The organism is Delftia sp. WSY_16 (assembly GCF_043104415.1).
Lineage (GTDB): Bacteria > Pseudomonadota > Gammaproteobacteria > Burkholderiales > Burkholderiaceae_C > Comamonas > Comamonas tsuruhatensis.
This window is the reverse complement of the sequence record NZ_JBICKS010000030.1, coordinates 325,187-349,484: the sequence shown is the minus strand read 5'-3', so window position 1 is coordinate 349,484 and position 24,298 is coordinate 325,187. Positions and strand designations below refer to the sequence as shown.

Sequence of the window (24,298 nt, the reverse complement as noted above, 5' to 3'; positions counted from 1 at the left end):
GAAACAAGGAATCAGGAGACAAGACATGCTGCTCAACGCAGACCAGGAAATGATCCGTGACGCGGTGCGCGACTTCGTGCGCACCGAAATCACGCCCCATGCCGCACGCTGGGACAAGGAGCACCACTTTCCCAAGAACGTGCACCAGGGCCTGGCGGCGCTGGGTGCCTACGGCATCTGCGTGCCCGAGGAATACGGCGGCGCCGGCCTTGACTACCTGAGCCTGGCCCTGGTGCTGGAGGAAATCGCAACCGGCGACGGCGGCACCAGCACGGTGATCAGCGTCACCAACTGCCCCGTCAACGCCATCCTCATGCGCTACGGCAGCGAGGCGCAAAAGCAGCAATGGCTGGCGCCGCTGGCGCGCGGCGAGATGCTGGGCGCCTTCTGCCTGACGGAGCCGCATGTGGGCTCGGACGCCTCGGCGCTGCGCACCACGGCCACCCGCGACGGCAACGACTACGTGATCAACGGCGTCAAGCAGTTCATCACCAGCGGCAAGAACGGCGACGTGGCCATCGTCATCGCCGTCACCGACAAGGCGGCCGGCAAGCGCGGCATGAGCGCCTTCATCGTGCCCACCTCCGCGCCCGGCTACCAGGTGCTGCGGCTGGAGGACAAGCTGGGCCAGCACAGCTCGGACACGGCCCAGATCCAGTTCGAGGGCTGCCGCATCCCCGCCGCCAACCTCATCGGTGCCGAGGGCGAGGGCTACAAGATTGCGCTGTCGGCGCTGGAGGGCGGGCGCATCGGCATTGCCGCGCAAAGCGTGGGCATGGCGCGTGCGGCCTTCGATTGCGCGCTGCAGTACTCCAAGGAGCGCGAGAGCTTCGGCCAGCCCATCTTCAACCACCAGGCCGTGGGCTTTCGCCTGGCCGACTGCGCCACGCAGATCGAGGCCGCGCGCCAGCTGATCTGGCATGCGGCCAGCCTGCGCGATGCCGGCCTGCCCTGCCTGAAGGAAGCGGCCATGGCCAAGCTGTTCGCCAGCGAAATGGCCGAGCGCGTGTGCAGCGCAGCCATCCAGACCCTGGGCGGCTATGGCGTGGTCAACGATTTTCCCGTCGAGCGCATCTACCGCGACGTGCGCGTGTGCCAGATCTACGAGGGAACGAGCGACGTGCAGAAAATTCTCATCCAGCGCGCCCTGGCCTGAGGCCCCTCACTATGCTGCGGGTCGGGCCGGATGGCCCCGTCACCCGCAGCGCTTAGCATGGAGCGTCGCCGGGACGGCGCCCGGGAGAGGCGGGCACCGGACTCCGGCAGGTTTGTGACCACCTTCGCAGGAGATCCCGACATGCCCATTGCTTCCGTCAACGGCCAGAACCTTTACTACGAGGACACGGGCGGGCGCGGCCCGGTCCTGGTGTTTTCGCATGGACTGCTCATGGACCACACCATGTTCGCTCCCCAGGTCCAGGCGCTGCAGGATCGCTATCGCTGCATCATCTGGGACGAGCGTGGCCATGGCCAGACGGCGGACCCCGCGCATTGCGCTCCCTTCGACTACTACGACTCGGCCGACGACCTGGCCGCCCTGCTGGCGCACCTGGGCGTGGAGCGCGCGGTGCTGGTGGGCATGTCGCAGGGCGGCTATCTGTCGCTGCGCTGTGCGCTCATCCATCCCGAGGTCGTGCGTGCGCTGGTGCTGATCGACACCCAGGCCATGCTGGAAGACCCCGAGCAGATGCCCCACCACGAGGCGTTGCTGCGCGCCTGGATGGAGCATGGCCTCAGCGACGACATGGCGGCCACGGTGGAGCGCACCATCCTGGGCCAGGGCTGGAGCGGCGCGGCCGCCTGGCGCGCCAAATGGAAGAAGGCCACGCCCATCAACCTGGGGCAGAGCTTTCTGGCGCTGGCCCAGCGCGATGACATCAGCCCGCGACTGCCCGACATCCATGTACCGGCACTGGTCATCCATGGCACGGACGACATCGCCATCACGCTCGACCGTGCACGCGCCATGGCCAAGGCCTTGCCCAGGGCGCAGTGGGTGGAGGTGCCGGGGGCCGGCCATGCGGCCAACCTCACGCATCCGCAGCCCGTGAACCTGGCCATCGAGCGCTTCCTGGAGCAGCTCGACTAGGCTCAGACCGGTGGATCGCCGTCGTTCTCGCTGTCGCGGCGGCGCAGGACGACGGTGATGCTGCCGTCGGTCTCCAGCGTGGCGCGCTCCACCTCTCTGAGGTGCAGGCAGCCGCCCGCACGCAGCGCGGCCTCGATATCGTCGCGCGTGATGCGTTCCTCGCGCATCAGATCCTTGTTCAGGTGGCCGTCCGTGATCAGGGCCTGGGCCTTGCCGTCGATGAGCCGCTCCAGCGCGGGAAAACGGAAAGTCAGCCAGGACAGCAGCAGATGGCACAGGATCAGCGTGGAGGCCGAGATCATGCCGCCGATCAGCGAGTTGTCCCCGGCATTCATGGAGTTCTGAACGGCATTCGACAGGATGAGCAGCAGCACCAGGTCAAAGGGCGCGTACTGCCCCGTCTGGCGCCGCCCCGTCAGCCGAAGGAACACCAGCAAGAACAGGTAGACGGCCACGCCGCGCACCACGAACTCCCACCACGGGACCGACATTGAAAACATGGGCTCTCCTTACAGGCCCGAGGGCCCGCGGTCAGTATCATGGCCCGCCTGTCCTCCATCAAGAACCCGGTCGCAGCAAGGCGGCCGTGACTGACATGCACTCCTGCTCCCCCGCCGTCCTCTCCCAGGTTCCGCAAGTTTCGCGAGTTCCGCAGGGCCAGCCGCTATGAGCGCGGCCGCCACCTCCCCGGCCTGTCCCTGTGGCCAGCACGATGCCAAGGGCCGGTCCCTGGCCTTCGATGCTTGCTGCGGCCGCTACCTGGACCATTTCGACGACTGCCCTGCGCCCGATGCCCAGGCCTTGATGCGCTCGCGCTACAGCGCCTTCGTGCGTGAGGACGCCGCCTACCTGCTGGCCACCTGGCACGCCAGCCAGCGGCCCGCCACGCTGGACTTCGAGCCCTCGGCGCGCTGGCTGGGGCTGGCGGTCAGGGACTTCCGAAGCACCGGCGAGGACCGCGCCGAGGTGGAATTCGTCGCGCGCTACCGCGTGGCGGGCCGCGCCGTGCGCCTGCATGAGCGCAGCCGCTTCGTGCGCGAAGGCGGGCGCTGGTTCTACGTGGATGGCGACCAGTTCTGAACACGACGGCGGCCCTGCGGAGCCGCTGTGGAAGCTGCAGCAGCGCCAGCGGCTGCTGCTGTCCATCGCATCGCGGGGCTCGTCCGAGGCGGCGGCCCTCATCATCCCCGGCATCGTGGTCTGGCTGCAGCGGCACGAAACGGGTGCCTTCCAGGCGCCGCTGCTGCTGTGGTGGCTGGGCATGGCGCTCATGGCCTGCGTCTTCGTTGGTTTGCGGCGCCAGTTGCGTCGGGACCTGGGCGCTGCCGTGCCCTCGGCCGAGTTGCCAACGCGGCTGCAGCGCTGGGAGCGCGTGATGGGCCGCATGGCCTTGCTCAACGCCGGTTCCTGGGCGCTGGCCATACCGCTGACCCATGGCAGCGGCCATGAATTCCGGCTTTTCATCTACCTAGTGCTGTGCGGCGTCGTGGCCTCGGCCGCCACCTTCCTGGCGCCGGCGGCTGCCGTGTTCAAGCGCTTCTTCGGCGTGCTGTACGGCGCCATGCTGCTGGCCGTGGTCTGGTACTTCCCGAACAGGGGCCTGTACCTGCTGCCTCTGCTCATGCTGTATGGCGCCACCATCGCGCGCCATGCCTGGGGGGCGCGCCAGCTCATGCAGCAGCAATGGGCGCAGGAGCGTGACCGCCAGCTGTTGGCCGAGCGCTACCTGGCGGCCAAGGAGCAGGCCGAACAGGCGCTGGAGGCCAAGAGCCGCTTCCTGTCGGCTGCCAGCCATGACCTGCGCCAGCCCCTGCATGCCCTGGGCCTGCTGGTGGAGACCGCCCGCCAGCGCAATGCCGACGGCGCGCTGGCGGGCGTGCTTGACGATGCCCAGGCCTGTGCCCAGTCGCTGGGCACCATGTGCAACGACCTGCTGGACCTGTCGCGGCTGGAGAACGGCACCTGGGAGCTGCGCGCCCAGGTGATGGACCTGCGCATTCTGCTGGGCGATGCCACGCGCCTGTTCGCGGCCGAGGCGCGGCAGCGCGGGCTGGTGCTGCGCTGGCGCGTGGCGCGCGGCATGGATAGCCTGGTGCGTGCCGACGAGGCCCTGCTGCGCCAGATGGTGTTCAACCTGCTGCACAACGCCCTGCGCTACACCCAGCGCGGCGGCGTGCTGCTGGCCGCCCGCGTGCACGGCGGGGGCTGGCGCATCGAGGTCTGGGATACCGGCCTGGGCATTGCGGCCGAAGACCGGCCCCATGTCTTCGCACCGCACTTTCGCGCGCGTTCCGGCCAGGCGGCCCGGCGCGCGGCCCAGCCTGCGGCCGAGCACCTGCCCGGCGTGAGCAGCCAGGGCCTGGGCCTGGCCGTGGTGGCCGCAGCGGCGCGCCGCATGGGCGTGGAGCATGGTCTGCTGTCCACGCCGGGACGGGGTTCGTGCTTTTGGCTGCAGCTGTCGCCCAGCCTGAGCGTGCAAGCGGACCTGCCTCTGGGGCACGCGCAGGCGCAGGCAGGGGCAGAGGCAGGGGCAGGGGCAGGGGCAGGGGCCGAGGCTGCCGCGAATCCGCCAGGCCGCCCCCTGCTGCAGGGCCGGTGCTGGGTGGTCGATGACGATGTGCAGGTGGCACAGGCCCTGGCCGGCCTGCTGCGCGGCTGGGGGCTGACCGTGGACGTGGCGGCTGCGGGCCGCGAGGCGCAGGCCTGGCTGGCGGCGGGGCAGCATCCCGATTTCGTGCTGTGCGACCACCAGCTGGCCCAGGGCGAGAACGGCTTTGCGCTGCTGCAGAACGTGCTGGCGCAATCGCCGCAGGCGGCCGGTGCCCTGCTCAGCGGCGACCCTTCCGCTGCGCTGGAGCAGCAGGCGCAGGAACTGGGCTATCTGCTGCTGCGCAAGCCCGTGGATCCGCTGGCGCTGCGGGCCCTGCTTCAGCGCAGGCTGGCCGTGGCCGGCGCCTGAACCGTATCGGTCGGCGGTACGGAGGGCGGCAGCTCCAGCGCAATGCCCTGCATGCGCGTGATGGCGTCGATGCGGCTGTGCACGCCCAGGCGCTGCAGGGCGCCTGCCACATGCTCCTTGACCGTGTGGGGCGACAGGTGCAGCAACCGGGCAATGCTGGGATTGGGCAGGCCGCGCAGCACCAGCTCCAGCACCTGGGCCTGGCGCGGGGTGAGGCCCAGCTCGGCCGCCGTCATGCGGATGGCATGGGCGCCGCCCGGCGGCTGCGGCGCCAGCGGGGCGGCGGGGAACCAGGTCTCGCCGCGCAGCAGGGCCGCCACGGCCTGCTGCAGCACCTGCGGCGGCTGCGACTTGAGCACAAAGCCATGGGCCCCCGCCGCGCGTGCCTTCAGGGCAATCGCGCCATGCGTGTCGCCGCTGGTCATGAGCACGCGGCAGGCGGGCGCCAGCGTGCGGATTTCGCGCACCACGTCCGTGCCTGCGCTGGCACCCAGCCAGAAATCCACGATGGCCAGATGCGGCGATCCCCTGCCGGCCATGCACTGCAGGCCTTCGCCCGCATCGGCCACGGCATGGACTTCGGACAGGCCGAATTGTTTCAGGAACTCGGACACGCCCATGGCCGTCAGCGGGTGGTCGTCGATCACCAGGGCATAGCGCCCCGATTGGAGACAGGAGGAATCGGTCAGGAGGGAATGGCTGTGCATGGTCCGCGCGAAGGCATGTCGAAAGGGCTGGAGCGCCAGGGCGCGCCCGGATACACCTTGCGCACATCGTAACGATTACCCCCCGGCCGGGGGGTGACCGGATGTCGGCCAACTCCCCAAAATCGCCGCCGATGCCCTGAGATTCCGCATGGAACGGGCATGTATTCAACGAGAAGGGGAGATAGTCATGAAGATGGTACAGCTCACGCGCCGCAGCGCGGCATTGATGCTTCTGGGAACCCTGGCCGCCTGTGGCGGCGGCGGTGGTGGTGGATTGGGAGAACCGGGCGGCGGAGATCCCGGCAATGGCGGAAATCCTGGCAACCCCGGTACGCCCGGCAACCCCGGCGGCACGCCCACGCCGGTGACCGGCCAGTACCGCATGGAGACCGGTGCGGAGAACTTCGACGCGGCCCTGTCCGCCATGAACGCGCTGGGGGCGCAGGGCTATGCCTTCACCTACAGCCTGGCCTCGGGCGGTACCGCCTTCCCCGTTCCCATCGGTGACTTCTACGTCACCGACACGGCCCACACCGGCACGCGCCTGGACTACCGCATGGTGCCGGACGTGGCGGGCGTCTCGGCCCTGGTGGCCCAGCTCAACGCACAGGGTGCGCAAGGCTACCTGTACAAGTCGGGCATGGCGTTCCCCAGCAGCACGCAGGACCTGCGCAACCTCTATGTGCGCAGCAGCAGCGCCGCCGCCACCTACAGCTACGAGACGCGCCCCGCCGTGGGTGCGCTGGACACGTCCGGCTTCACGCAGCAACTGGCCGAGATGAGCGGCCGGGGTTTCCGCTACATGGGCCCGCTGATCTCGGGCAACGAGATGTTCAACCTCTACGTCAAGGACTCCAAGGCGCCGGCCTTCGAGTACGCGGTGTTCGCATTGGCCGCGCCCTTCGGCATGGCCAACGGCACGGCGCTGAAGCAGCGCCTGGACGAGATGGGGGCCAAGGGCCACCTGCTGCGCGGCGCCCTGGTGCTGCGGGGCAATACCGAAGGCGTGCAGCTGTACGAAAAGAGCGGCGACCAGCAGGGCGCCATCGAGTACCGCGTCGAACCGGTGTCCCAAAGCGCCAGCCTCGCGCAGCGCCTGGAGCAGTTCAACCGCAATGCGGCCGAAGGCTTCTTCGCCTTCGGCGACGTGGTCACCGACGATGGCCGGTTCCATTCCATCTCGGTGCGCAACGTCCGCCGCATGGTGCATCCGCTGGCCGGTGCCTCCTTCCCCTGAGCAGGGCACAGGCATGCGCGGCCGGCGCATAATCCGGCCATTTTCCGCAGCAAGGGCGCCCCAGGGCGCCCTTGCTCAGTTTGTTTCGAGAATCCATCCATGACTGCTTTCGAGGCCGTGCTCTTCGACTGTGACGGCGTGCTCGTCGACAGTGAATCCATCACCAACCGCGTGCTGTGCACCATGCTCAATGAATCGGGCTGGCCCATCAGCACCGAGGAATGCCTGCGCGAATTCATCGGCAAGACCGTGCGCAGCCAGGCCGCGCTGATCGAGGCGCGCACCGGCAAGCCGCTGACCGACGCATGGATGGCCGCCTTCTACGAGCGCCGCAACGCCGCGCTGCGCGCCGAGCTGGTGGCCATTGACGGCGCGCTGTCCGCCGTCAGCCAATCCCATGCGCTGTGCGCTGGCCGCATCGCCTGCGCCTCGGGCGCGGACCGCGCCAAGGTGGAGATGCAGCTGGCCCAGGTCGGCATGGCCCCGTATTTCGAGGGCCGCGTCTTCAGCGGCCATGAGCTGCCGCGCAGCAAGCCCTTTCCCGATGTGTACCTGGCAGCCGCCGCTGCCCTGGGCGTGGAGCCGGCGCGCTGCCTGGTCATCGAGGACACGGTGACCGGCGTCACCGCCGGCGTGGCCGCAGGCGCCACGGTCTGGGGCTACTTCCCGGCCGACCAGGGCCACGCATCGGCCGAGCAACTGCTCGAGGCCGGCGCCAGCTGCGTATTCGGCGACATGGGCGAGCTGCCGGCCATGCTGCGCGCCATCGGGCAGGCCAGCGCCAGCGCTTGAGCCTGAGCCTGAGCCGGCCCTAGCGCAGCTGCGGCGAAGGCGTCTCGTCCACGGCCTGCGCACGCGCGGCCTGCTGCTCCGCCTGCAGTGCCCGCTGGAAGGCGGGCCGCTGCTGCAGGCGCTGCCAGTAGGCCTGTGTGGCAGGCCCCCATTGCGGCTCCATCTCCAGGTGCGCCGACAGCATCAGCGCATAGCCCACGGCCACGTCGGCAGCGGTGAAGCGGTCTGCCGCGAGCCAGTGGCGCTGCTCCACGGCCTGCTCCACGGCGCGCAGCCGCGCGAGGAACCAGCGCTGGTAGTCCTGGGCCACCTGGGGCTGGCGCCGTTCGGCTGGCTCGAAGTGGGTGTAGCGCAGCACCAGGGTCTGCGGGAAGGTCAGCGTGGCATCGCTCATGTGCAGCCAGTTGAGGTAGGCGGCGAAGTCTGCCTCCTGCGGCTGCACGGACAGGCCCGCCCCGGGGTGCAGGGCGGCCAGGTATTCGCAGATGGCGGCTGACTCGGTCAGCCTGGCCTCGCCGTGGCGTAGCAGCGGCACCGTGCCCAGCGGGTTGAGTTCCAGGTAGCTGCGCTGCAGCACGCGCGGCGGAAACGGCAGCATGTGCAGCGTGTAGGGAAGCTGCAGTTCTTCGAGCATCCACAGCGCGCGGAAGGAGCGCGCGCTGACGCAATGGTGGAGATGGTGCATGCGCAAAGCCTAGGCCAGATGCGCGGACGGCGGCAGTCGCGCAGGATGCAAATCGCGCCAGGATGCGCGCGGCCCTCACTCGGGCCGGGCTCGTGCGCTCTTGCGGAATTCGGAGGGTGACAGCCCCGTCCACAGCCGGAAGGCGCGGATGAAGCTCTTGTCGTTGAGAAACCCGCAGGACTGGGCGATGCGCTTGATGGGCCGGCTGGTGCGCAGCAGCAGGGCCACGGCCCGCTCGCGCCGCACCTCGTCCTTGAGCGCCTGCAGCGAGGCGCCTTCTTCCTTGAGCTGGCGATGCAGGCTGCGCTGGGACAGGTGCAGCTGGCGCGCCAGCGTGTCGGCCGTCTGCAGGCATTCGGCGTCGGCCGCCAGCAGCTGGCGCACGCGCTGCACCAGCTGGCGCTCGCGCCGGTAGGGGCGCACCTGCAGCGGCAGGGCGCGCTGCAGCATGCGCTGCAGCGCGGGCTCGTCGCGCGTCAGCGGCATATCCAGAAAACGCGCGTCGAACTGGAGGCAGGCCCGGGCCGCGCCAAACTCCACCTCGCCCGGCGGGAACAGCAGCGCATACACGCCCGCATGCGGCGGGGGATCGAAGGGAAAGCAGGCACGCCGCAGCGGCAGCGGCTCATCGATGAACCAGCTGGCCAGGCCGTGGATATTGCGCAGCACCGACAGCAGGCAGAACTCGCGCATGGCGCCCAGCGTGGACAGCTCCTCGATGGCCAGCGTGGCCAAGCCGTCTTCCTGCGTCAGCGTGAGGCGGATGTCGTCGGCCAGCAGGCCATGGTGGCGGCACCAGCGCGCCAGTGCCAGGCCCAGCTGCTCGCTGCCCATGCTGGCGCGTGCCAGCATGCCGTAGCTGCCCCAGGGCAGGCGCCGGGAGAACCAGCCCAGGGCCTCGTCGTCGAGTTCGCGCATGGCGGCATCGGACAGTGCCTCCATCTGCAGCGCCGTGATGCACTCGTTGCGCTCTTTGACGGAGTCTGGCGCGATTTGTGCCTTCTCCAGGGCGGACAGGGCGCTGATGCCCCGGCGTTCGTAGGCCAGCATAATGGCCTGCACAAAGGCCATGGGCGTGACTGCAGGGTGTGCGGAGGCCATGGTGGCGGCCGCCTGGGGCAGGGGGGTCTTGACCAGCGAGGGGGTGAACATGCTGGCAATTATTGCAACCTTCGTGGCCTGTTCTGCTCGGGGTTGGCCCTTATGCTGCCACGCAATAGCTGCCGTGACGGGGCAGGCCACTGCATTTGCCCGTCCCAGGCGCCGCCGACGACACAGGAGACAACGCATGCCCGCCCAGAACGCCCCGCTCGCTTCCAGCCATGCCCAAGGCCGCACCGATGTGCCGCTGATCGAGCAGACCATCGGCGATTTCTTTGCCGACATGGCGGCCCGCCAGCCCGATCGCGAGGCCCTGGTCAGCCGCCACCAGGGCCTGCGCTACAGCTATGCCGGCCTGCACGCCGAGGCGCGCCGCCTGGCCAGCGCGCTGCTGGGCCTGGGGCTGGACAAGGGCGACCGCGTCGGCATCTGGTCGCACAACAACGCCGAATGGGTGCTGATGCAGCTGGCCACGGCCCAGGTCGGCCTGGTGCTGGTCAACATCAACCCGGCCTACCGCACCTCCGAGGTGGAGTACGCGCTCAACAAGGTCGGCTGCAAGGCCCTGGTGACCATGGCGCAGTTCAAGACCAGCGACTACCTGGGCATGCTGCGCGAACTGGCCCCCGAGCTGGCCACAGCCGAGCCCGGCCGCCTGCATTGCGCGCGCCTGCCCCAGTTGCGCAGCGTGGTCTGGATCGACGTGGCAGGGCAGGGCGAAGAGCAGCCCGGCATGCTGCGCTTTTCCAGCCTGCTGGCGCGCGGTGATGCGCAGGATGCGCGCATCGACGCCGTGGCCGCCACGCTCAAGAACACCGACCCCATCAACATCCAGTTCACCAGCGGCACCACGGGCTTTCCCAAGGGCGCCACGCTGACCCACCGCAACATCCTGAACAACGGCTTTTTCATCGGCGAGTGCATGCGGCTGACGCCCGAGGACCGGCTGTGCATTCCCGTGCCGCTGTACCACTGCTTCGGCATGGTGCTGGGCAACCTGGCCTGCTTCACGCATGGCTCGGCCATCGTCTACCCGAATGACGGATTCGATCCGCTGCTGGTGCTGGAGACCGTGCAGGCCGAGCGCTGCACGGGCCTGCACGGCGTGCCCACGATGTTCATCGCCGAGCTGGACCACCCGCGCTTCAAGGAGTTCGACCTGAGCACGCTGCGCACCGGCATCATGGCCGGCTCGCCCTGCCCCATCGAGGTGATGAAGCGCGTGGTCAGCGACATGCATCTGTCCGAGATCACCATCGCCTACGGCATGACCGAGACCAGCCCCGTCAGCTGCCAGAGCGATGCCGACACGCCGCTTCAGCGCCGCGTGTCCACCGTGGGCAAGGTGCAGCCGCACCTGGAGGTGAAGATCGTCGACCCGGCCACGGGCGAGGTCGTGGCGCCCGGCGTCTCGGGCGAGCTGTGCACGCGCGGCTACTCGGTCATGCATGGCTACTGGGGGGACGAGGCCCGCACGCGCGAGGCCATCGACGACGAGGCCTGGATGCACACCGGCGACCTGGCCACCATGGACGAGCAGGGCTACGTGAACATCGTCGGCCGCATCAAGGACATGGTGATCCGCGGCGGCGAGAACATCTACCCGCGCGAGATCGAGGAATTCCTCTACCGCCATCCCCAGGTGCAGGACGTGCAGGTGGTCGGCGTGCCCGACGTGCGCTATGGCGAGGAGCTGTGCGCCTGGATCATCGTCAAGCCCGGCCAGACGCTGACCGAAGACGGTGTGCGCGACTTCTGCAAGGGCCAGATCGCCCACTACAAGGTGCCGCGCTACATCCGCTTCGTCGAGGCCTTCCCGATGACGGTGACCGGCAAGATCCAGAAATTCAAGATCCGCGACGAGATGATCGCCATGCTGGATCTGCGCCCGGCCAGGACCGCCTGAGGGCTGCTTTCATGCGCTGCCGCCAGCTGTCCACCGCGTGCCGCCTAGGGCGTGCCGCCCTCGGGCGCGGCCATGGCCGAGGCGGCAGCGCGGCGCGCCACGACCAGGCGCTTGCGCAGCGAGACCTCCTGCATGTCCAGCTCGCTGACCAGGCGGCGCAGAGACTCGTCGTTGATGCGGTGGGCCTGGCGCTCGGCGTAGAGCGCGTCGCGCTCCTGGTGGATGCAGCGCAGGCGCAGCTCGATCTCCAGCAGGTAGCGCAGCTTGCGCTGGCGCACGACTTCGGGCGCCTCGCGCTGGATCTCGATGCTGGAGGCCGTGCCGCTGCCGTCGTCCAGCAGCTGGACGCGGTTGCGGTACTCCTGCGTCAGGTGGCCCATGACCTCCTGGTGCATGGCCACCCATTCGGGCGTGTGGCCCTGGATCTCTTCCTCGCTCAGCGTCAGCCCGCCAATGGCGGACTGGCAGGCGGCCACGCGCGCCAGGCGCTCCTCGCGCACCGTGGGCGATTCGCCGGGCTGGGGCATGCGGCGCAGGATCAGCGGCAGGGCGATGCTGCCCAGCACCAGGGTGAACAAGATGGTGCCCGTGGCCAGGAAGACCAGCATCTCGCGGCCGGGGAAGGGCTGTCCGTTGTTCAGCAGCATGGGCACGGACAGCGCGCCGGCCAGCGTCACGGCGCCGCGTATGCCGGCCATGGTGGTGGCCAGGTTCAGCAGGTGCGACGGGCGCTCTGCCATCTTTCCCTGGAAGTGGGCGCGAGCCAGGCTGCGCTGCACGCCCAGGGTCAGCCAGATCCAGCGCATCAGCAGCAGCGCGCTGGAGATGATCACCACATAGCCCACCAGCACCCACCATTCGCTGCCCGCATCGTGCAGCGTCACGCCGATGATGGAGGGCAGCTGCAGGCCCAGCAGCAGGAAGATGGCGCCGTTGAACGAGGCTTCCACCATGCTCCAGGTGCCCTCGGTCTGCAGCCGCTCGCTGATGTAGCTGCTGCGCTCCAGGTCGGCGAAGTTGGTGGCAATGCCCGCGGCCACGGCCGACAGGATGCCCGACACGCCGATCTTCTCGCCCACGATGTAGGCGGCGAAGGGCAGCAGGATCAGCAGCAGCACCATCTGCGTGGCCGCCACGTCGCCCAGGCGGCGCGTGATGGTGCTGCGCGCATAGGAAAAGCCCCAGCCGATCAGCGTGCCCACGCCCAGGCCGCCCAGGGCCATCCACATGAAATCCTTGGCCACCTCGGTCCACGAGAACAGGCCGGTCAGCGTGGCCGCGATGGCGAATTTCAGCGCCACCAGGCCCGAGGCGTCGTTGAGCAGGGACTCGCCCTCGAGGATGTGCATGGTCTTCTCGGGCATGCCCAGGTTGCGCGTGATGGCCGAGACGGCCACGGCATCGGTGGGCGAGACCACGGCGGCCAGCGCAAAGGCCACGGTCAGCGGCATGCCGGGCACCAGCCAGTGGATCAGCCAGCCCAGCCCCACCACCGTGAACAGCACCAGGCCCAGCGCCAGGCGCAGGATGGGGCGGTACAGCGCAAAGAACTCGCGCTTGGGGATGCGCCAGCCGTCGGCGAACAGCAGCGGCGGGATGAACAGCAGCAGGAACAGCTCGGGATCGAAGGCGATGTGCAGGCCCTTTTGCGGCCAGGCCATCAGCGCTCCCAGGGTGATCTGGATCAGCGGCAGCGGGATGGCGCGCACGTAGCGCGCGGCAATGCCCGTCAACGCTCCCAGCAGCAGGACGAGCAAGACGATTTCAACGGTGTGCATACGGCATTTTCCCCAGGCCGGACCGCCGTTCTTTGCAGGACATTCGGAAAAACCAAGCGCCCGCATCGGGCAAACACAAGAAGAGGCCACACATGAGCATTCTGGGCACCCAACTCAATCCGCGTTCGGCGGACTTCCTGGCCAATGCCGCGGCCATGCGCGCCGTGGTCGAGGACCTGCAGGCCCAGGTGGCCAAGGTCGCCGAGGGCGGCGGCGAGGCCGCGCGCGCCAAGCACGTGGCGCGTGGCAAGCTGCTGCCGCGCGACCGCGTGGCCATGCTGCTGGACCCGGGCACGCCCTTCCTGGAGATCGCGCCGCTGGCCGCGCTCAACATGTACCGCAACGATGCACCCGGCGCGGGCCTGATCGCCGGCATCGGCCGCGTCAGCGGCGTGGACTGCATGATCGTGTGCAACGACGCCACGGTGAAGGGCGGCACCTACTACCCGATGACGGTGAAGAAGCACCTGCGCGCCCAGGAGATCGCCGCGCAGAACCGCCTGCCCTGCATCTACCTGGTGGACTCGGGCGGCGCCAACCTGCCCAACCAGGACGATGTGTTCCCCGACCGCGAGCACTTCGGCCGCATCTTCTTCAACCAGGCCAACATGAGCGCCGAGGGCATTGCCCAGATCGCCGTGGTCATGGGCTCGTGCACGGCCGGCGGCGCCTATGTGCCGGCCATGAGCGACGAGTCCATCATCGTCAAGAACCAGGGCACCATCTTCCTGGGCGGCCCGCCGCTGGTGAAGGCCGCCACGGGCGAGGTGGTCAGCGCCGAGGACCTGGGCGGCGGCGACGTGCACACGCGCCTGTCGGGCGTGGCCGACCACCTGGCCCACAACGACACCCACGCGCTGGCGCTGGCGCGCCAGGCCGTGGCCAACCTCAACCATGCCAAGCAGCCTTCGGCTGGCGACCTGCCGCCCGAGGCGCCGCTGTTCGACGGCGGCGAGCTGTACGGCGTGATCCCCGTGGACACGCGCAAGCCCTTCGACGTGCGCGAGATCATCGCCCGCGTGGTGGACGGCAGCCGCTTCGACGAGTTCAAGGCCCGCTTCGGCGCCACCCTGGTCTGCGGCTTTGCGCGCATCGAGGGCATGCAGGTGGGCATCATCGCCAACAACGGCATCCTGTTCAGCGAATCGGCCGTCAAGGGCGCGCACTTCATCGAGCTGTGCTGCCAGCGCAAGATCCCGCTGGTCTTCCTGCAGAACATCACGGGTTTCATGGTGGGCCGCAAGTACGAGAACGAAGGCATTGCCCGCCACGGCGCCAAGCTGGTCACGGCCGTGGCCACGGCGGCCGTGCCGAAGTTCACCATCATCATCGGCGGCTCCTTCGGCGCGGGCAACTACGGCATGTGCGGCCGCGCCTACTCGCCGCGCTTCCTGTGGATGTGGCCCAACGCGCGCATCTCGGTCATGGGCGGCGAGCAGGCGGCCAGCGTGCTGGCCACCGTCAAGCGCGACGGCATCGAGGCCAAGGGCGGCCAGTGGACGGCCGAGGAGGAAGAGGCTTTCAAGGCCCCCATCCGCCAGCAGTACGAGGATCAGGGCCACCCCTATTACGCGACGGCGCGCCTGTGGGACGATGGCGTCATCGACCCCGCCGACACGCGCCGCGTGCTGGCGCTGGGCCTGGCGGCCACGCGCAACGCGCCCATAGCGGACACGCGCTTCGGCGTGTTCCGCATGTGACGGCGGCTTCCCTTTCCTTGCAGCGAGGTACTTCATGAAAACCACCGCACTGACCCTCGAATTCCAGGGCCCCCTGGCCACCATCACGCTGACCCAGCCCGAAGTGCGCAATGCCTTCAGCGACGAGGTCATTGCCGACATCACCCACGCCTTCCACGCCGTGGGCAAGCGCAGCGACGTGCGCGCCGTGGTGCTGGCCGCCGAGGGGCCGGCCTTTTGCGCGGGCGCCAACCTCAACTGGATGCGCCGCATGGCCGACTACTCGCGCGACGAGAACCGCGAGGACGCCGGCCTGCTGGCCGAGATGCTGCGCGTGATCTACGAATGCCCGCAACCCACCATCGCGCGCGTGCAGGGCGATGTCTATGCGGGCGGCATGGGCCTGGTCGCGGCCTGCGACATGGCCGTGGCCGCCGAGGGCGCGGGCTTTTGCCTGTCCGAAGTGAAGATCGGCCTCATCCCCGCCACCATCAGCCCCTACGTGATCCGCGCCATGGGCGCGCGCGCCGCCCACCGCTACTTCCTGACCGGTGAGCGCTTCGACGCGGCCGAGGCGCTGCGCATCGGCTTCGTGCACCGCGTCGTGGCGGCCGACGAGCTGGACAACGCCGTGGACGGCCTGCTCAAGCACCTGGTCAGCGCCGGTCCCGCCGCCGCCCGCGCCTGCAAGCGCCTGGTGATCGACGTGGCCGAGCGCGAGATCAACGAGCAGCTGATCGCCGCCACCGTCGAAGGCATCGCCGACATCCGGGCCAGCGCCGAGGGCAAGGAGGGCGTGCAGGCCTTCCTCCAAAAGCGCAAGCCGGCCTGGCTGGCCTGACACGCGCAGGCTGCCCATTCATCGCGCCACCACCGAGCAACGCCGAGCCAACGCCGAGCCAACACCATGAGCACCCTGACCGACTCCCTCGTCCAGTGGCTGCAGTCCGTGGGCCTGTACCCGGGCCCGGCCGTGCACCACACGGTCAGCGAGGCGGCTGGCGAAGTGGCCGAGCGCGTGGGCCAGGCCACCAGCGGCATGGACATGGCCGGCCTGCTGGCGCTGGCCGCCGCACTGGGCTGGGCCAGCGGTTTCCGGCTCTACGCCGTGGTGTTCGTGACCGGGCTGCTGGGGGCGCTGGGCTGGGTGGCGCTGCCGGGCGGGCTGCATGTGCTGGAGCATCCGGCCCTGCTGTTCGCCAGCGGAGCGCTGCTGTTCGTGGAGTTCTTCGCCGACAAGATCCCCGGGGTGGACTCGGTCTGGGACCTGCTGCAAAGCGTGATCCGCATCCCGGCGGGCGCGGCGCTGGCGGCCGGCGTCTTCGGCGCCGACAGCGCGACCATGGCCACCATGGCGGCCCTGATGGGCGGCTCGCTGGCCCTGTCCAGCCAGGTGGCCAAAAGCACGACGCGCGCGGCCATCAACACCTCGCCCGAGCCGTTTTCCAACGTGGGCGCCAGCCTGGTGGAGGACGGCGCCTCGGTGGGCGCGATCTGGCTGGCGCTCACGCACCCGCTGGCCTTCGCCGCCGTGCTGCTGGTCGTGGTCATCGCGCTGTGGCTGCTGACCTGGGCGCTGTGGCGCTTTCTCAAGGCCGTGGTGCAGCGCCTGCGCGCGCTGTTCGGCGGGTCTCCCGCGATGAATCAAAAACCATAGCCGCCGGTCGCCGAATGACCGGGGCTGCAGAGAAAATACTGGAGATAACGCATGTTCAAGAAGATCCTGATCGCCAACCGCGGTGAAATCGCCTGCCGCGTCGCGGCTTCCGCCCGCCGCATGGGCGTGCGCACCGTGGCCGTGTACTCGGACGCCGATGCCCGCGCCAAGCATGTGCAGGCCTGCGACGAGGCCGTGCACATCGGCGGCAGCGCCCCCAAGGACAGCTATCTGCGCTGGGAACGCATCCTGGAGGCCGCCAAGGCCACGGGCGCCCAGGCCATCCACCCCGGCTACGGTTTTCTCAGCGAGAACGAGGAATTCGCCCAGGCCTGCGCCGATGCCGGCCTGGTCTTCATCGGCCCGCCGCCCTCGGCCATCCGCGCCATGGGCCTGAAGGCGGCCTCCAAGCAGCTCATGGAAAAGGCCGGCGTGCCCCTGGTGCCCGGCTACCACGGGGCCGACCAGGACCCGCAGCTGCTGCAGCGCGAGGCCGACCGCATCGGCTACCCGGTGCTGATCAAGGCCAGCGCCGGCGGCGGTGGCAAGGGCATGCGCCTGGTCGAGCGCAGCGAGGACTTTGCCGCCGCCCTGGCCAGCTGCCAGCGCGAGGCCATCAACAGCTTCGGCGACGATGCCGTGCTGGTCGAGAAATACGTGCTGCGCCCGCGCCACATCGAGATCCAGGTCTTTGGCGACACCCAGGGCAACTGCGTCTACCTGTTCGAGCGCGACTGCTCGGTGCAGCGCCGCCACCAGAAGGTGCTGGAGGAGTCCCCCGCGCCCGGCATGACGCCTGCGCTGCGCCAGAAGATGGGCGAGGCCGCCGTGGCCGCCGCCCAGGCCGTGAACTACGTGGGCGCGGGCACGGTGGAATTCATCGTCGAGCAGCCCGGCGGCTACGACCAGCCCGAGGCCATGAAGTTCTACTTCATGGAAATGAACACCCGCCTGCAGGTCGAGCACCCGGTGACCGAGGCCATCACGGGCGAGGACCTGGTGGACTGGCAGCTGCGCGTGGCCAGCGGCCTGCCCCTGCCCAAGCGCCAGGACGAGCTGCGCATCACCGGCCATGCCATCGAGGCGCGCATCTGCGCAGAAAACCCCGACAACGGCTTCCTGCCCGCCACCGGCACCCTGCATGTCTATCGCAAGCCCGACTGCGCCAGCTTCCGTGTCGGCGACGTGCGCGTGGACGACGGCGTGCGCGAGGGCGATGCCATCAGCCCCTTCTACGACTCCATGATCGCCAAGCTCATCGTGCATGGCGACACGCGCGAACAGGCGCTGGCGCGGCTCGATGCCGCCCTGGCCGAGACACGCATCGTGGGCCTGGCCACCAATGTGCAGTTCCTGCGCCAGGTCATCGCCAGCGATGCCTTTGCAACCGCCAAGCTGGACACGGCGCTGATCGAGCGCGAGAAGCAGCATCTGTTCCACCAGCAGCGCCTGCCGCAGGCCCAGGCCGTGGCCGCCGCCGTGGCCCAGGTACTGCAGGCCGAGCGCGCGCAGGAAACCGCCGACCCCTTCAGCCGCCGCGACGGCTGGCGCTCGCACGGCGTGGCCGAGCGGCGCTGGGACTTCCGCCAGGGCGAGGCCGCCGTGCCCGCGCGCCTGCGCTACCTGCATGACGGCGCGCTGCAACTGGCCGTGGGCGAGGGCGAGTCCCTCGCCGAGGGCCTGCTGTCCTGGCAACAGGCCGGGGACGGCGCCTTCGACGTGCAATTCGCGGGCCAGCGCCTGCGCGCCCAGGTCCATGTGCTGGGCGAGCAATGCCATGTGTTCGCTCCCCAGGGCGCGGCCGTGCTGGGCCTGGCCGATCCGCTGGCCCATGCGGGCGATGTGCATTCGGAAGGCGGCCGCCTGACGGCGCCCATGCCGGGCAAGGTGGTCTCCTTTGCCGTCAAGGCCGGCGACAAGGTCAGCAAGGGCCAGCCGCTGGCCGTGATGGAGGCCATGAAGATGGAGCACACCATCGCCGCGCCCGGCGACGGCGTGGTGGCCGAACTGCTGTATGCGCCCGGCGACCAGGTGACCGAAGGCTCCGAGCTGCTGCGCCTGGAAAGCTGAGCCCGCAGGCAAGACAGTTTTGCGCAAAAGTCGCGCGTGGGCGTCGCCAGGCCGTTAGGCTTGGCCACCTATGCGAGTGACTTTCTGCTGCGAAGACACCAGGCCCGACGCCTGGCTGCAAGGACTGCGCGCGGCCCTGCCGGGCGCCGAGGTGGACATCTGGTCGCCGGGCGCGCCGCAGGCCGACTACGCCCTGGTCTGGGCGCCACCCCAGCGCTTCATCGACGAGCAGCCGGGCCTCAAGGCCTTGTTCAACATCGGTGCCGGCGTCGATGCGCTGCTGCCGCTGCGCCTGCCGCCTGACCTTCCCGTCTACCGCCTGGAGGACGCCGGCATGGCCGTGCAGATGGCCGAATACGTCAGCCAGGCCGTGATCCGCTTCTTCCGGGGCCTGGACGGCTACGAGGCCGACATGGCCGCCGGCCTGTGGCAGCACCGGCCCAATCCCCGGCGTGCCGACTACCCCGTGGGCGTCATGGGACTGGGCCGCATGGGCGAGCGCGTGGCGCGCGCGCTGGCGGTGTTCGATTTCCCCGTCAACGGCTGGAGCCGTACGCCGCATGCCATCGACGGCGTGCGTGGCTTCTGCGGCCCGCAGGACTTCGACGCCTTTCTGCGCGCCACCCGCATCCTCGTCAACCTGCTGCCGCTGACCCCCGAGACCGACAGCATCATCGACGCGCGCAGCCTGGCCCTGCTGCAGCCGGGCGCCTATGTCATCAACGTGGGACGCGGCGGCCATGTGGCGGACGAGGACCTCGTCGCCGCCATCGACGGGGGCCATGTGTCCGGCGCGTTGCTCGATGTGTTCCGCACCGAGCCGCTGCCCGACGGCCATGCCTTCTGGCGGCATCCGCGCATCACGCTCACGCCCCACACTTCGGCGCGCACCCTGGCGCGCGACAGCGTGGAGCAGATCGGGGGCAAGGTCGCGGCGCTGAGCCGGGGCGAGGCCGTGAGCGGCCGCGTGGACCTGCAGCGCGGCTACTGACGGGCGCGCTCAGTCCAGCGTCACGCCGGTGCTGCGCACCAGCGCGCCCAGGCGCTGGGAATCGCTCCTGATCAAGGCACCGAATTCGGCCGCCGTGCCGCCCACGGCCGGCGTGCCGATGGCCTCCCAGCGCGTGCGGAAGGCCGGGTCCTTGAAGACGGCGTTGACCGTGGCATTGAGTTTGTCGATGGCGGCGGGCGGCGTGCCCGCGCGCACGGCAATGCCATGCCAGCCCGTGATCTGGTAGCCGGGCACGCCGGCCTGGGCCATGGTGGGCACGTCGGGCAGCACCTTGCTGCGCTCTGCCGAGGTGACGGCCAGCGGGATCAGGCGCCCGCCCTGGATGTGCTGCAGCGAGCTGCCCACGATGTCGAACATCACGCCCACCTGGCCGCCGATCAGGTCGTTGAGTGCCGGTCCCGCACCCCGGTAGGGCACATGGCCCAGCTTGACTTGCTCCATGGAGTTGAACAGCTCGCCCGCCAGGTGCTGGGGCGTGCCGTTGCCGGCCGAGGCAAAGCTCAGTGTCTTGCCCGTTTTGGCCAGGGCCAGCAGCTCGGCCACGGTCTTGACGCCCAGCGAGGGATGGACCTCCAGCACCAGCGGGAAGGCCGACAGCTGCACCACGGGCTCCAGGTCCTTGAGCGGGTTGAAGGGCATGCTCTTGTACAGCGAGGAATTCACGGCCATGGGGCCGCTGGCGGCCAGCGCCTGCGGTGTGACCGGCAGGGCTTGGTGGTCGGCCGGCTGCTTGTAGGCGCCGTTGGGGGCCACGGTGATGATCAGCGGGTCGCTCCACTGCGAGGTGGGTGACGTGGGTGACGTGGGCGACGCGGTTGACGTGGGGCCGGCGTGCTCATGGCGTGTCCTGTGCCTGCTCCGGCACCGGCAGCTCGCTGGCCAGCAGGGCCAGGCCCTGGCGCAGCAGCGTGTCGTAGCGGGCACGCTCGGCCAGGCGGCGGTCTTCGGGCCAGTCGAAGAAGCCCTTGCCGGTCTTCATGCCCAGATCGCCGCGCGCCACGCGATCGCGCAGGGCCTGGGCCGGCACATCGGTGTTGGACAGCGTGGGGTACATGGTGACGGCCGCTGCGCAATGCACCTCGATGCCCGCATGGTCGCGCTGCAGCACGGGGCCGGCCGCCAGGAAGCGGAAGCCGAAGCCGAAGCGCACGGCGGCATCCACGTCCTCGGGCGAGGCAATGCCCTCGTCGATGAGGGCGAAGGCCTCGCGCGACAGCGCATGCTGCATGCGGTTGGCCAGAAAGCCGGGCTTGTCCTTCTTCACCAGCACCGGCACGCTGCCGCAGCCGCGCATGAAGGCGTGCAGCCACTGGCCCAGGGCTGGGTCGCTGCGCTCTCCCAGCACCACTTCCACCAGTGGCACCAAATGGGCGGGCATGAAGAAGTGCAGGCCCAGCATGCGCTGCGCCGTGGGCAGGCCGCTGGCGATGGCGCTGATGGGAAAGCCCGAGCTGTTGCTGGCCAGCACGGCGTCGGCCGGCGCATGTGCCTGCAGCTCGGCGAACAGCGCCTGCTTGGCGTCCAGCTGCTCGGTGATGCATTCCACCACCAGGGCGACGCCGTCCCAGGCCACATCCTCCAGCGCCGCGCAGACCGAGACCTGGGACGCGCACCGGGCGAAGCCGGCCGTGGCCAGCTCGATGGCAATGTGCTGCAGCAGCAGCTCGCGCCGTGCCGCGCCGGGGTCGACCACGGTCACCAGGGCGCCGCCCCGGGCCAGGACCACGGCCACATCGGCACCCATGGTGCCTCCCCCGACGACCACCGTGCGCGCGTGGCGCGGCGAACTGCTGTGCATGCTGTCTCCTGCTGATTTCATGGATTTGAGGCGCAGTCTAGGCAGCCGTCATTGAACGGTAAAGACGCATTTTTCGATAAACTGATCGGCCATGAAGATCAATTGGTCGGCCCGCGAGGTCGATGTCTTTCTGGCGCTGGCCGATTCGCTGAGCTTTCGGCGCACGGCGCTGCAGATGCACCTGTCGCAGTCGGCCGTCTCGGGCACGCTGGCGCGGCTGGAAGAGATGCTGGGCGCGCGCCTGTTCGAGCGCACCACGCGCGCCGTGGAACTGACCCAGGCCGGCGAGGTCTTCGCCGAGCAGGCGCGCATCCTGCGCCACCAGATGGACGAGACCGTGCGCCGCGTGCAGGAGGTGGCCCAGGTGCAGGTGGGCCGGCTGGCGCTGGCGGCCCTGCCTTCGCTGGCCGCGGGCCTGCTGCCCCGCGTGCTGGCGCGCTTTGCGGCCGAGCATCCGGGCGTGCACCTGGAGCTGTTCGACAGCCTGGCCGGGCCGGCCTTCGACATGGTGCGCGCGGGCCGCGTGGACTTTGCGCTCACGGCGGCCAACCCCGCCTATGCCGACCTGGACTACCTGCCGCTGGCCTCCGACCGCTTCGTGCTGCTGCTGGGCCGCGGCCATGCGCTGGCGCGCGGGCGCGGTGATCTGGGCTGGGCCGACGTGGCCCATCTGCCCCACATCTCCATGCCGGCCGGCACCAGCGTGCGGCAGTACGCCGACGAGGCCCTGCTGACCCACGGCATACGCTTTGCGCCCCAGTACGCCGTGGAGCACCTGGCCACCATCGCGGCCATGGTGGCTGCCGATCTGGGCGTGAGCGCGCTGCCGCTGCTGGCCGCGCAGGTGGTGCAGCGGCCGGAGGTGGTGGCGCGCCCGCTGGCACGGCCGGTGCTGCGCCGCCCCATCGGCCTGGTGCGCCTGAGCGGCCGCCGCCTGTCGCCGGCTGCCGCGCGCATGGTGGAGATGCTGCGCGAGGAAATGGCGGCCCTGCCGGGCTGAACGGGGCGCTGGCAGCCGTTGTGCATGGCCCGGCAGGATATGGGGTGGTGCCCGGGCCTGCAAGCCTGGACAATAGGGGCCGTACCCGTCATCCCGGTGAGAACACCCCATGAGCATTCCTTCCCGCGTCAAACTCGTCGATGTAGGCCCCCGCGACGGCCTGCAGAATGAAAAACAGCCCGTGCCCGCCGCCGTCAAGATCGAGCTGGTGCACCGCCTGCAGGAAGCCGGCCTCAAGGAAATCGAGGTCACCAGCTACGTCAGCCCCAAATGGGTGCCGCAGATGGCCGACAACGCCGAAGTCATGGCCGGCATCGTCCGCCGCCCCGGCGTGCGCTACAGCGTGCTCACGCCCAACATGAAGGGCCTGGAGGCCGCGCTGTCGGCGCCGCGCGAACTGTGGCCCGACGAGATCGTGGTCTTCGGCGCAGCCAGCGAGGCCTTCAGCCAGAAGAACATCAACTGCTCCATTGCCGAAAGCATCGACCGCTTCGCCCCCGTGGCCGAGGCCGCACGCGCCCAGGGCATCTACGTGCGCGGCGCCATGAGCTGCACCGTGGGCTGCCCCTACGAAGGCGAGATCGCCCCCGAGCGCGTGGCCTACCTGGCCGGCCTCATGAAGGGCATCGGCGTGCAGCATGTGGGCGTGGCCGACACCATCGGCGTGGGCACGCCCGTCAAGGTGCGCAAGGCCATCGAGGCCACGCTGCAGCACTTCGCCATCGACGATGTCTCGGGCCACTTCCACGACACCTACGGCCAGGCCGTGTCCAACACGCTGGCCGCGCTGTCGCTGGGCGTGTGGCAGTTCGACACCTCGGTGGCGGGCCTGGGCGGCTGCCCCTACGCCAAGGGCGCCACAGGCAATGTGGCCACCGAGGACGTGGTCTACATGCTGCAGGGCATGGGCATAGAGACCGGTATCGACCTGGACAAGCTGATTGACGCCGGCCAGTTCATCAGCGACCACCTGGGCCGCCCCACGCAGTCGCGCGTGGCCAAGGCACTGCTCACCAAGCGCGCCAGCGCGTCTGCATGCGAGGCGGTGTGAGCATGTGCGGATCTGAACTCCACCATCTTCCCGAAGGCGTGCAGCGCGTGGCGGCCTTCCTGCAGCAGGCCGGCCATGGCGAGGGGCCGCGCATGCTGGACGGCGCGGCGCGCACGGCCCAGGAAGCGGCCGACCAGCTGGGCATCCTCGTGGGCCAGGTGGCCAAGAGCATCATCTTCCGCCGCCGCAGCGACGGCGTGGCCGTGCTGGTCGTGGCCTCGGGCGACCGCCGCGTGGACGAGAAGAAGGTCGCTGCCCTGGTCGGCCCCGTGGGCCGTGCCGATGCCGATTTCGTCAAGGCGCAGACGGGTTTTTCCATCGGCGGCGTCAGCCCCGTGGCCCATGCCAACACGCCCGTGACCCTGGTGGACCGGGAACTGCAGCGCTTCGACACCGTCTGGGCGGCCGCCGGCCATCCGCATGCGGTGTTCGCGGCCACGCCGGCCGCGCTGCAGGCCCTGGCCGGTGCGCCCTGGGCCGACGTGGTGCAGGAGGTGGCGGCATGATGGGCCCCAAGGAAATGCTGGCCCACAAGGCCGGCGCAGCCTTCGCTGCGCGCGCTGACGACGAGCCCGTGCCATCGCCCTGCATCTCGGTCTGCCGCATGACGCCGGACCGCAGCCATTGCGAAGGGTGCTTTCGCACCATCGACGAGATCCGTGCCTGGTCCAAGTCCGATGCGTCGCAGCGCCTGGTCATCTGGAACGCGCTGCTCGAGCGTGCGGGCATCACGGTCGCCGTCCCCTAGACCCCCTGGACTGCACTGCAGGAGCCTGC

General features: G+C 69.6%; 23 protein-coding genes. 16 read left to right on the top strand and 7 right to left on the bottom strand.

All coding sequences use genetic code 11. The annotated features are described in order from the left end of the window. Window positions 1-25 precede the first annotated feature (25 nt). Both ACF8O7_RS16975 and ACF8O7_RS16970 read left to right on the top strand, forming a co-directional pair. Window positions 26-1,156, top strand: coding sequence for an acyl-CoA dehydrogenase family protein (locus ACF8O7_RS16975; protein ID WP_126312718.1), 1,131 nt, complete (start codon window positions 26-28; stop codon window positions 1,154-1,156). 141 nt (window positions 1,157-1,297) lie between these two features. After that, window positions 1,298-2,089 (top strand): alpha/beta fold hydrolase, encoded by a 792-nt coding sequence (locus ACF8O7_RS16970; RefSeq protein ID WP_016450021.1) that lies wholly within the window; start codon window positions 1,298-1,300, stop codon window positions 2,087-2,089. Window positions 2,090-2,091: 2 nt separating this feature from the next. On the opposite strand, the gene ACF8O7_RS16965 is transcribed toward ACF8O7_RS16970, so the two are convergent. Further along, window positions 2,092-2,589 carry a DUF421 domain-containing protein gene (locus ACF8O7_RS16965; protein WP_016450022.1) on the bottom strand — a complete coding sequence of 166 codons (498 nt, stop codon included), beginning with the start codon at window positions 2,587-2,589 and terminating at the stop codon, window positions 2,092-2,094. 166 nt (window positions 2,590-2,755) lie between these two features. Between ACF8O7_RS16965 and ACF8O7_RS16960 the strand changes: the two genes are divergently transcribed. Further along, the gene (locus ACF8O7_RS16960; RefSeq protein WP_043790439.1) at window positions 2,756-3,169 is read left to right on the top strand and encodes a YchJ family protein; all 414 of its coding nucleotides are present in this window, start codon (window positions 2,756-2,758) and stop codon (window positions 3,167-3,169) included. Beyond that, the gene (locus ACF8O7_RS16955) at window positions 3,153-5,048 is read left to right on the top strand and encodes a hybrid sensor histidine kinase/response regulator (RefSeq protein ID WP_392443886.1); all 1,896 of its coding nucleotides are present in this window, start codon (window positions 3,153-3,155) and stop codon (window positions 5,046-5,048) included. Before ACF8O7_RS16960 ends, ACF8O7_RS16955 begins: the two co-directional genes overlap by 17 nt. Here the strand turns inward: ACF8O7_RS16955 and ACF8O7_RS16950 are convergent. Further along, window positions 5,018-5,755: a response regulator transcription factor gene (locus ACF8O7_RS16950; protein WP_047327949.1), complete on the bottom strand. Its 738-nt coding sequence runs from the start codon at window positions 5,753-5,755 to the stop codon at window positions 5,018-5,020. The genes ACF8O7_RS16955 and ACF8O7_RS16950 overlap by 31 nt on opposite strands. Window positions 5,756-5,942: 187 nt before the next feature. On the opposite strand from ACF8O7_RS16950, the gene ACF8O7_RS16945 reads away from it, so the two are divergent. Together ACF8O7_RS16945 and ACF8O7_RS16940 are read left to right on the top strand one after the other, a co-directional pair. Beyond that, entirely contained in the window at window positions 5,943-6,992 is a 1,050-nt protein-coding gene (locus ACF8O7_RS16945; protein WP_016452792.1) for a hypothetical protein, read from the top strand. Window positions 6,993-7,091: 99 nt separating this feature from the next. Further along, on the top strand, window positions 7,092-7,784 hold the full coding sequence (locus ACF8O7_RS16940; protein ID WP_016450027.1) for an HAD family phosphatase: 693 nt from the start codon (window positions 7,092-7,094) through the stop codon (window positions 7,782-7,784). A 19-nt stretch (window positions 7,785-7,803) separates the two neighbouring features. Here ACF8O7_RS16940 and ACF8O7_RS16935 read toward each other — a convergent pair whose 3' ends face one another. Next, window positions 7,804-8,469 carry a glutathione S-transferase family protein gene (locus tag ACF8O7_RS16935; RefSeq protein WP_016452790.1) on the bottom strand — a complete coding sequence of 222 codons (666 nt, stop codon included), beginning with the start codon at window positions 8,467-8,469 and terminating at the stop codon, window positions 7,804-7,806. A 75-nt stretch (window positions 8,470-8,544) separates the two neighbouring features. Then, window positions 8,545-9,621, bottom strand: a complete 1,077-nt coding sequence (locus tag ACF8O7_RS16930) for an AraC family transcriptional regulator (RefSeq protein WP_016450029.1) — start codon at window positions 9,619-9,621, stop codon at window positions 8,545-8,547. A 136-nt stretch (window positions 9,622-9,757) separates the two neighbouring features. Between ACF8O7_RS16930 and ACF8O7_RS16925 the strand changes: the two genes are divergently transcribed. Beyond that, window positions 9,758-11,476: an AMP-binding protein gene (locus tag ACF8O7_RS16925; RefSeq protein ID WP_392443883.1), complete on the top strand. Its 1,719-nt coding sequence runs from the start codon at window positions 9,758-9,760 to the stop codon at window positions 11,474-11,476. A gap of 44 nt (window positions 11,477-11,520) precedes the next feature. Here the strand turns inward: ACF8O7_RS16925 and ACF8O7_RS16920 are convergent, their stop codons facing one another. Continuing rightward, window positions 11,521-13,254 carry a Na+/H+ antiporter gene (locus tag ACF8O7_RS16920; protein ID WP_126312711.1) on the bottom strand — a complete coding sequence of 578 codons (1,734 nt, stop codon included), beginning with the start codon at window positions 13,252-13,254 and terminating at the stop codon, window positions 11,521-11,523. A 92-nt stretch (window positions 13,255-13,346) separates the two neighbouring features. Between ACF8O7_RS16920 and ACF8O7_RS16915 the strand changes: the two genes are divergently transcribed. From ACF8O7_RS16915 to ACF8O7_RS16895, 5 genes are all read left to right on the top strand, one after another. Beyond that, the gene (locus ACF8O7_RS16915) at window positions 13,347-14,954 is read left to right on the top strand and encodes a carboxyl transferase domain-containing protein (RefSeq protein WP_016450032.1); all 1,608 of its coding nucleotides are present in this window, start codon (window positions 13,347-13,349) and stop codon (window positions 14,952-14,954) included. A 34-nt stretch (window positions 14,955-14,988) separates the two neighbouring features. Continuing rightward, window positions 14,989-15,774, top strand: a complete 786-nt coding sequence (locus tag ACF8O7_RS16910) for an enoyl-CoA hydratase/isomerase family protein (protein ID WP_047474059.1) — start codon at window positions 14,989-14,991, stop codon at window positions 15,772-15,774. 66 nt (window positions 15,775-15,840) lie between these two features. Continuing rightward, the gene (locus tag ACF8O7_RS16905) at window positions 15,841-16,590 is read left to right on the top strand and encodes a DUF4126 domain-containing protein (RefSeq protein ID WP_043790440.1); all 750 of its coding nucleotides are present in this window, start codon (window positions 15,841-15,843) and stop codon (window positions 16,588-16,590) included. A gap of 51 nt (window positions 16,591-16,641) precedes the next feature. Next, window positions 16,642-18,660: an acetyl/propionyl/methylcrotonyl-CoA carboxylase subunit alpha gene (locus tag ACF8O7_RS16900; protein WP_034363217.1), complete on the top strand. Its 2,019-nt coding sequence runs from the start codon at window positions 16,642-16,644 to the stop codon at window positions 18,658-18,660. Window positions 18,661-18,730: 70 nt separating this feature from the next. Next, entirely contained in the window at window positions 18,731-19,651 is a 921-nt protein-coding gene (locus tag ACF8O7_RS16895) for a glyoxylate/hydroxypyruvate reductase A (protein WP_126312710.1), read from the top strand. A 9-nt stretch (window positions 19,652-19,660) separates the two neighbouring features. Here ACF8O7_RS16895 and ACF8O7_RS16890 read toward each other — a convergent pair whose 3' ends face one another. Together ACF8O7_RS16890 and ACF8O7_RS16885 are read right to left on the bottom strand one after the other, a co-directional pair. Continuing rightward, window positions 19,661-20,596 (bottom strand): tripartite tricarboxylate transporter substrate-binding protein, encoded by a 936-nt coding sequence (locus tag ACF8O7_RS16890; RefSeq protein WP_126312709.1) that lies wholly within the window; start codon window positions 20,594-20,596, stop codon window positions 19,661-19,663. Further along, window positions 20,508-21,470: a 3-hydroxyacyl-CoA dehydrogenase family protein gene (locus ACF8O7_RS16885; protein ID WP_126312708.1), complete on the bottom strand. Its 963-nt coding sequence runs from the start codon at window positions 21,468-21,470 to the stop codon at window positions 20,508-20,510. The genes ACF8O7_RS16890 and ACF8O7_RS16885 overlap by 89 nt, the downstream gene beginning before the upstream one ends. Before the next feature lie 91 nt (window positions 21,471-21,561). On the opposite strand from ACF8O7_RS16885, the gene ACF8O7_RS16880 reads away from it, so the two are divergent. The 4 genes from ACF8O7_RS16880 (at window position 21,562) to ACF8O7_RS16865 (ending at window position 24,269) form a co-directional block, all read left to right on the top strand. Beyond that, window positions 21,562-22,470 carry a LysR family transcriptional regulator gene (locus ACF8O7_RS16880; RefSeq protein ID WP_012207762.1) on the top strand — a complete coding sequence of 303 codons (909 nt, stop codon included), beginning with the start codon at window positions 21,562-21,564 and terminating at the stop codon, window positions 22,468-22,470. Window positions 22,471-22,579: 109 nt separating this feature from the next. Further along, complete coding sequence (locus tag ACF8O7_RS16875) at window positions 22,580-23,521, top strand: hydroxymethylglutaryl-CoA lyase (RefSeq protein ID WP_017404202.1); 942 nt, start codon at window positions 22,580-22,582, stop codon at window positions 23,519-23,521. Between the two features lie 2 nt (window positions 23,522-23,523). Further along, window positions 23,524-24,027: a YbaK/EbsC family protein gene (locus ACF8O7_RS16870; RefSeq protein ID WP_016452780.1), complete on the top strand. Its 504-nt coding sequence runs from the start codon at window positions 23,524-23,526 to the stop codon at window positions 24,025-24,027. Beyond that, on the top strand, window positions 24,024-24,269 hold the full coding sequence (locus ACF8O7_RS16865; RefSeq protein WP_016450040.1) for a DUF1289 domain-containing protein: 246 nt from the start codon (window positions 24,024-24,026) through the stop codon (window positions 24,267-24,269). Before ACF8O7_RS16870 ends, ACF8O7_RS16865 begins: the two co-directional genes overlap by 4 nt. Window positions 24,270-24,298: the final 29 nt, after the last annotated feature.

Coding starts and splice junctions, on each gene's coding strand:
- ACF8O7_RS16975 (WP_126312718.1), top strand. CDS start 26: ATGCTGCTCAACGCAGACCAGGAAATGATCCGTGACGCGGTGCGCGAC.
- ACF8O7_RS16970 (WP_016450021.1), top strand. CDS start 1,298: ATGCCCATTGCTTCCGTCAACGGCCAGAACCTTTACTACGAGGACACG.
- ACF8O7_RS16965 (WP_016450022.1), bottom strand. CDS start 2,589: ATGTTTTCAATGTCGGTCCCGTGGTGGGAGTTCGTGGTGCGCGGCGTG.
- ACF8O7_RS16960 (WP_043790439.1), top strand. CDS start 2,756: ATGAGCGCGGCCGCCACCTCCCCGGCCTGTCCCTGTGGCCAGCACGAT.
- ACF8O7_RS16955 (WP_392443886.1), top strand. CDS start 3,153: ATGGCGACCAGTTCTGAACACGACGGCGGCCCTGCGGAGCCGCTGTGG.
- ACF8O7_RS16950 (WP_047327949.1), bottom strand. CDS start 5,755: ATGCACAGCCATTCCCTCCTGACCGATTCCTCCTGTCTCCAATCGGGG.
- ACF8O7_RS16945 (WP_016452792.1), top strand. CDS start 5,943: ATGAAGATGGTACAGCTCACGCGCCGCAGCGCGGCATTGATGCTTCTG.
- ACF8O7_RS16940 (WP_016450027.1), top strand. CDS start 7,092: ATGACTGCTTTCGAGGCCGTGCTCTTCGACTGTGACGGCGTGCTCGTC.
- ACF8O7_RS16935 (WP_016452790.1), bottom strand. CDS start 8,469: ATGCACCATCTCCACCATTGCGTCAGCGCGCGCTCCTTCCGCGCGCTG.
- ACF8O7_RS16930 (WP_016450029.1), bottom strand. CDS start 9,621: ATGTTCACCCCCTCGCTGGTCAAGACCCCCCTGCCCCAGGCGGCCGCC.
- ACF8O7_RS16925 (WP_392443883.1), top strand. CDS start 9,758: ATGCCCGCCCAGAACGCCCCGCTCGCTTCCAGCCATGCCCAAGGCCGC.
- ACF8O7_RS16920 (WP_126312711.1), bottom strand. CDS start 13,254: ATGCACACCGTTGAAATCGTCTTGCTCGTCCTGCTGCTGGGAGCGTTG.
- ACF8O7_RS16915 (WP_016450032.1), top strand. CDS start 13,347: ATGAGCATTCTGGGCACCCAACTCAATCCGCGTTCGGCGGACTTCCTG.
- ACF8O7_RS16910 (WP_047474059.1), top strand. CDS start 14,989: ATGAAAACCACCGCACTGACCCTCGAATTCCAGGGCCCCCTGGCCACC.
- ACF8O7_RS16905 (WP_043790440.1), top strand. CDS start 15,841: ATGAGCACCCTGACCGACTCCCTCGTCCAGTGGCTGCAGTCCGTGGGC.
- ACF8O7_RS16900 (WP_034363217.1), top strand. CDS start 16,642: ATGTTCAAGAAGATCCTGATCGCCAACCGCGGTGAAATCGCCTGCCGC.
- ACF8O7_RS16895 (WP_126312710.1), top strand. CDS start 18,731: ATGCGAGTGACTTTCTGCTGCGAAGACACCAGGCCCGACGCCTGGCTG.
- ACF8O7_RS16885 (WP_126312708.1), bottom strand. CDS start 21,470: ATGCACAGCAGTTCGCCGCGCCACGCGCGCACGGTGGTCGTCGGGGGA.
- ACF8O7_RS16880 (WP_012207762.1), top strand. CDS start 21,562: ATGAAGATCAATTGGTCGGCCCGCGAGGTCGATGTCTTTCTGGCGCTG.
- ACF8O7_RS16875 (WP_017404202.1), top strand. CDS start 22,580: ATGAGCATTCCTTCCCGCGTCAAACTCGTCGATGTAGGCCCCCGCGAC.
- ACF8O7_RS16870 (WP_016452780.1), top strand. CDS start 23,524: ATGTGCGGATCTGAACTCCACCATCTTCCCGAAGGCGTGCAGCGCGTG.
- ACF8O7_RS16865 (WP_016450040.1), top strand. CDS start 24,024: ATGATGGGCCCCAAGGAAATGCTGGCCCACAAGGCCGGCGCAGCCTTC.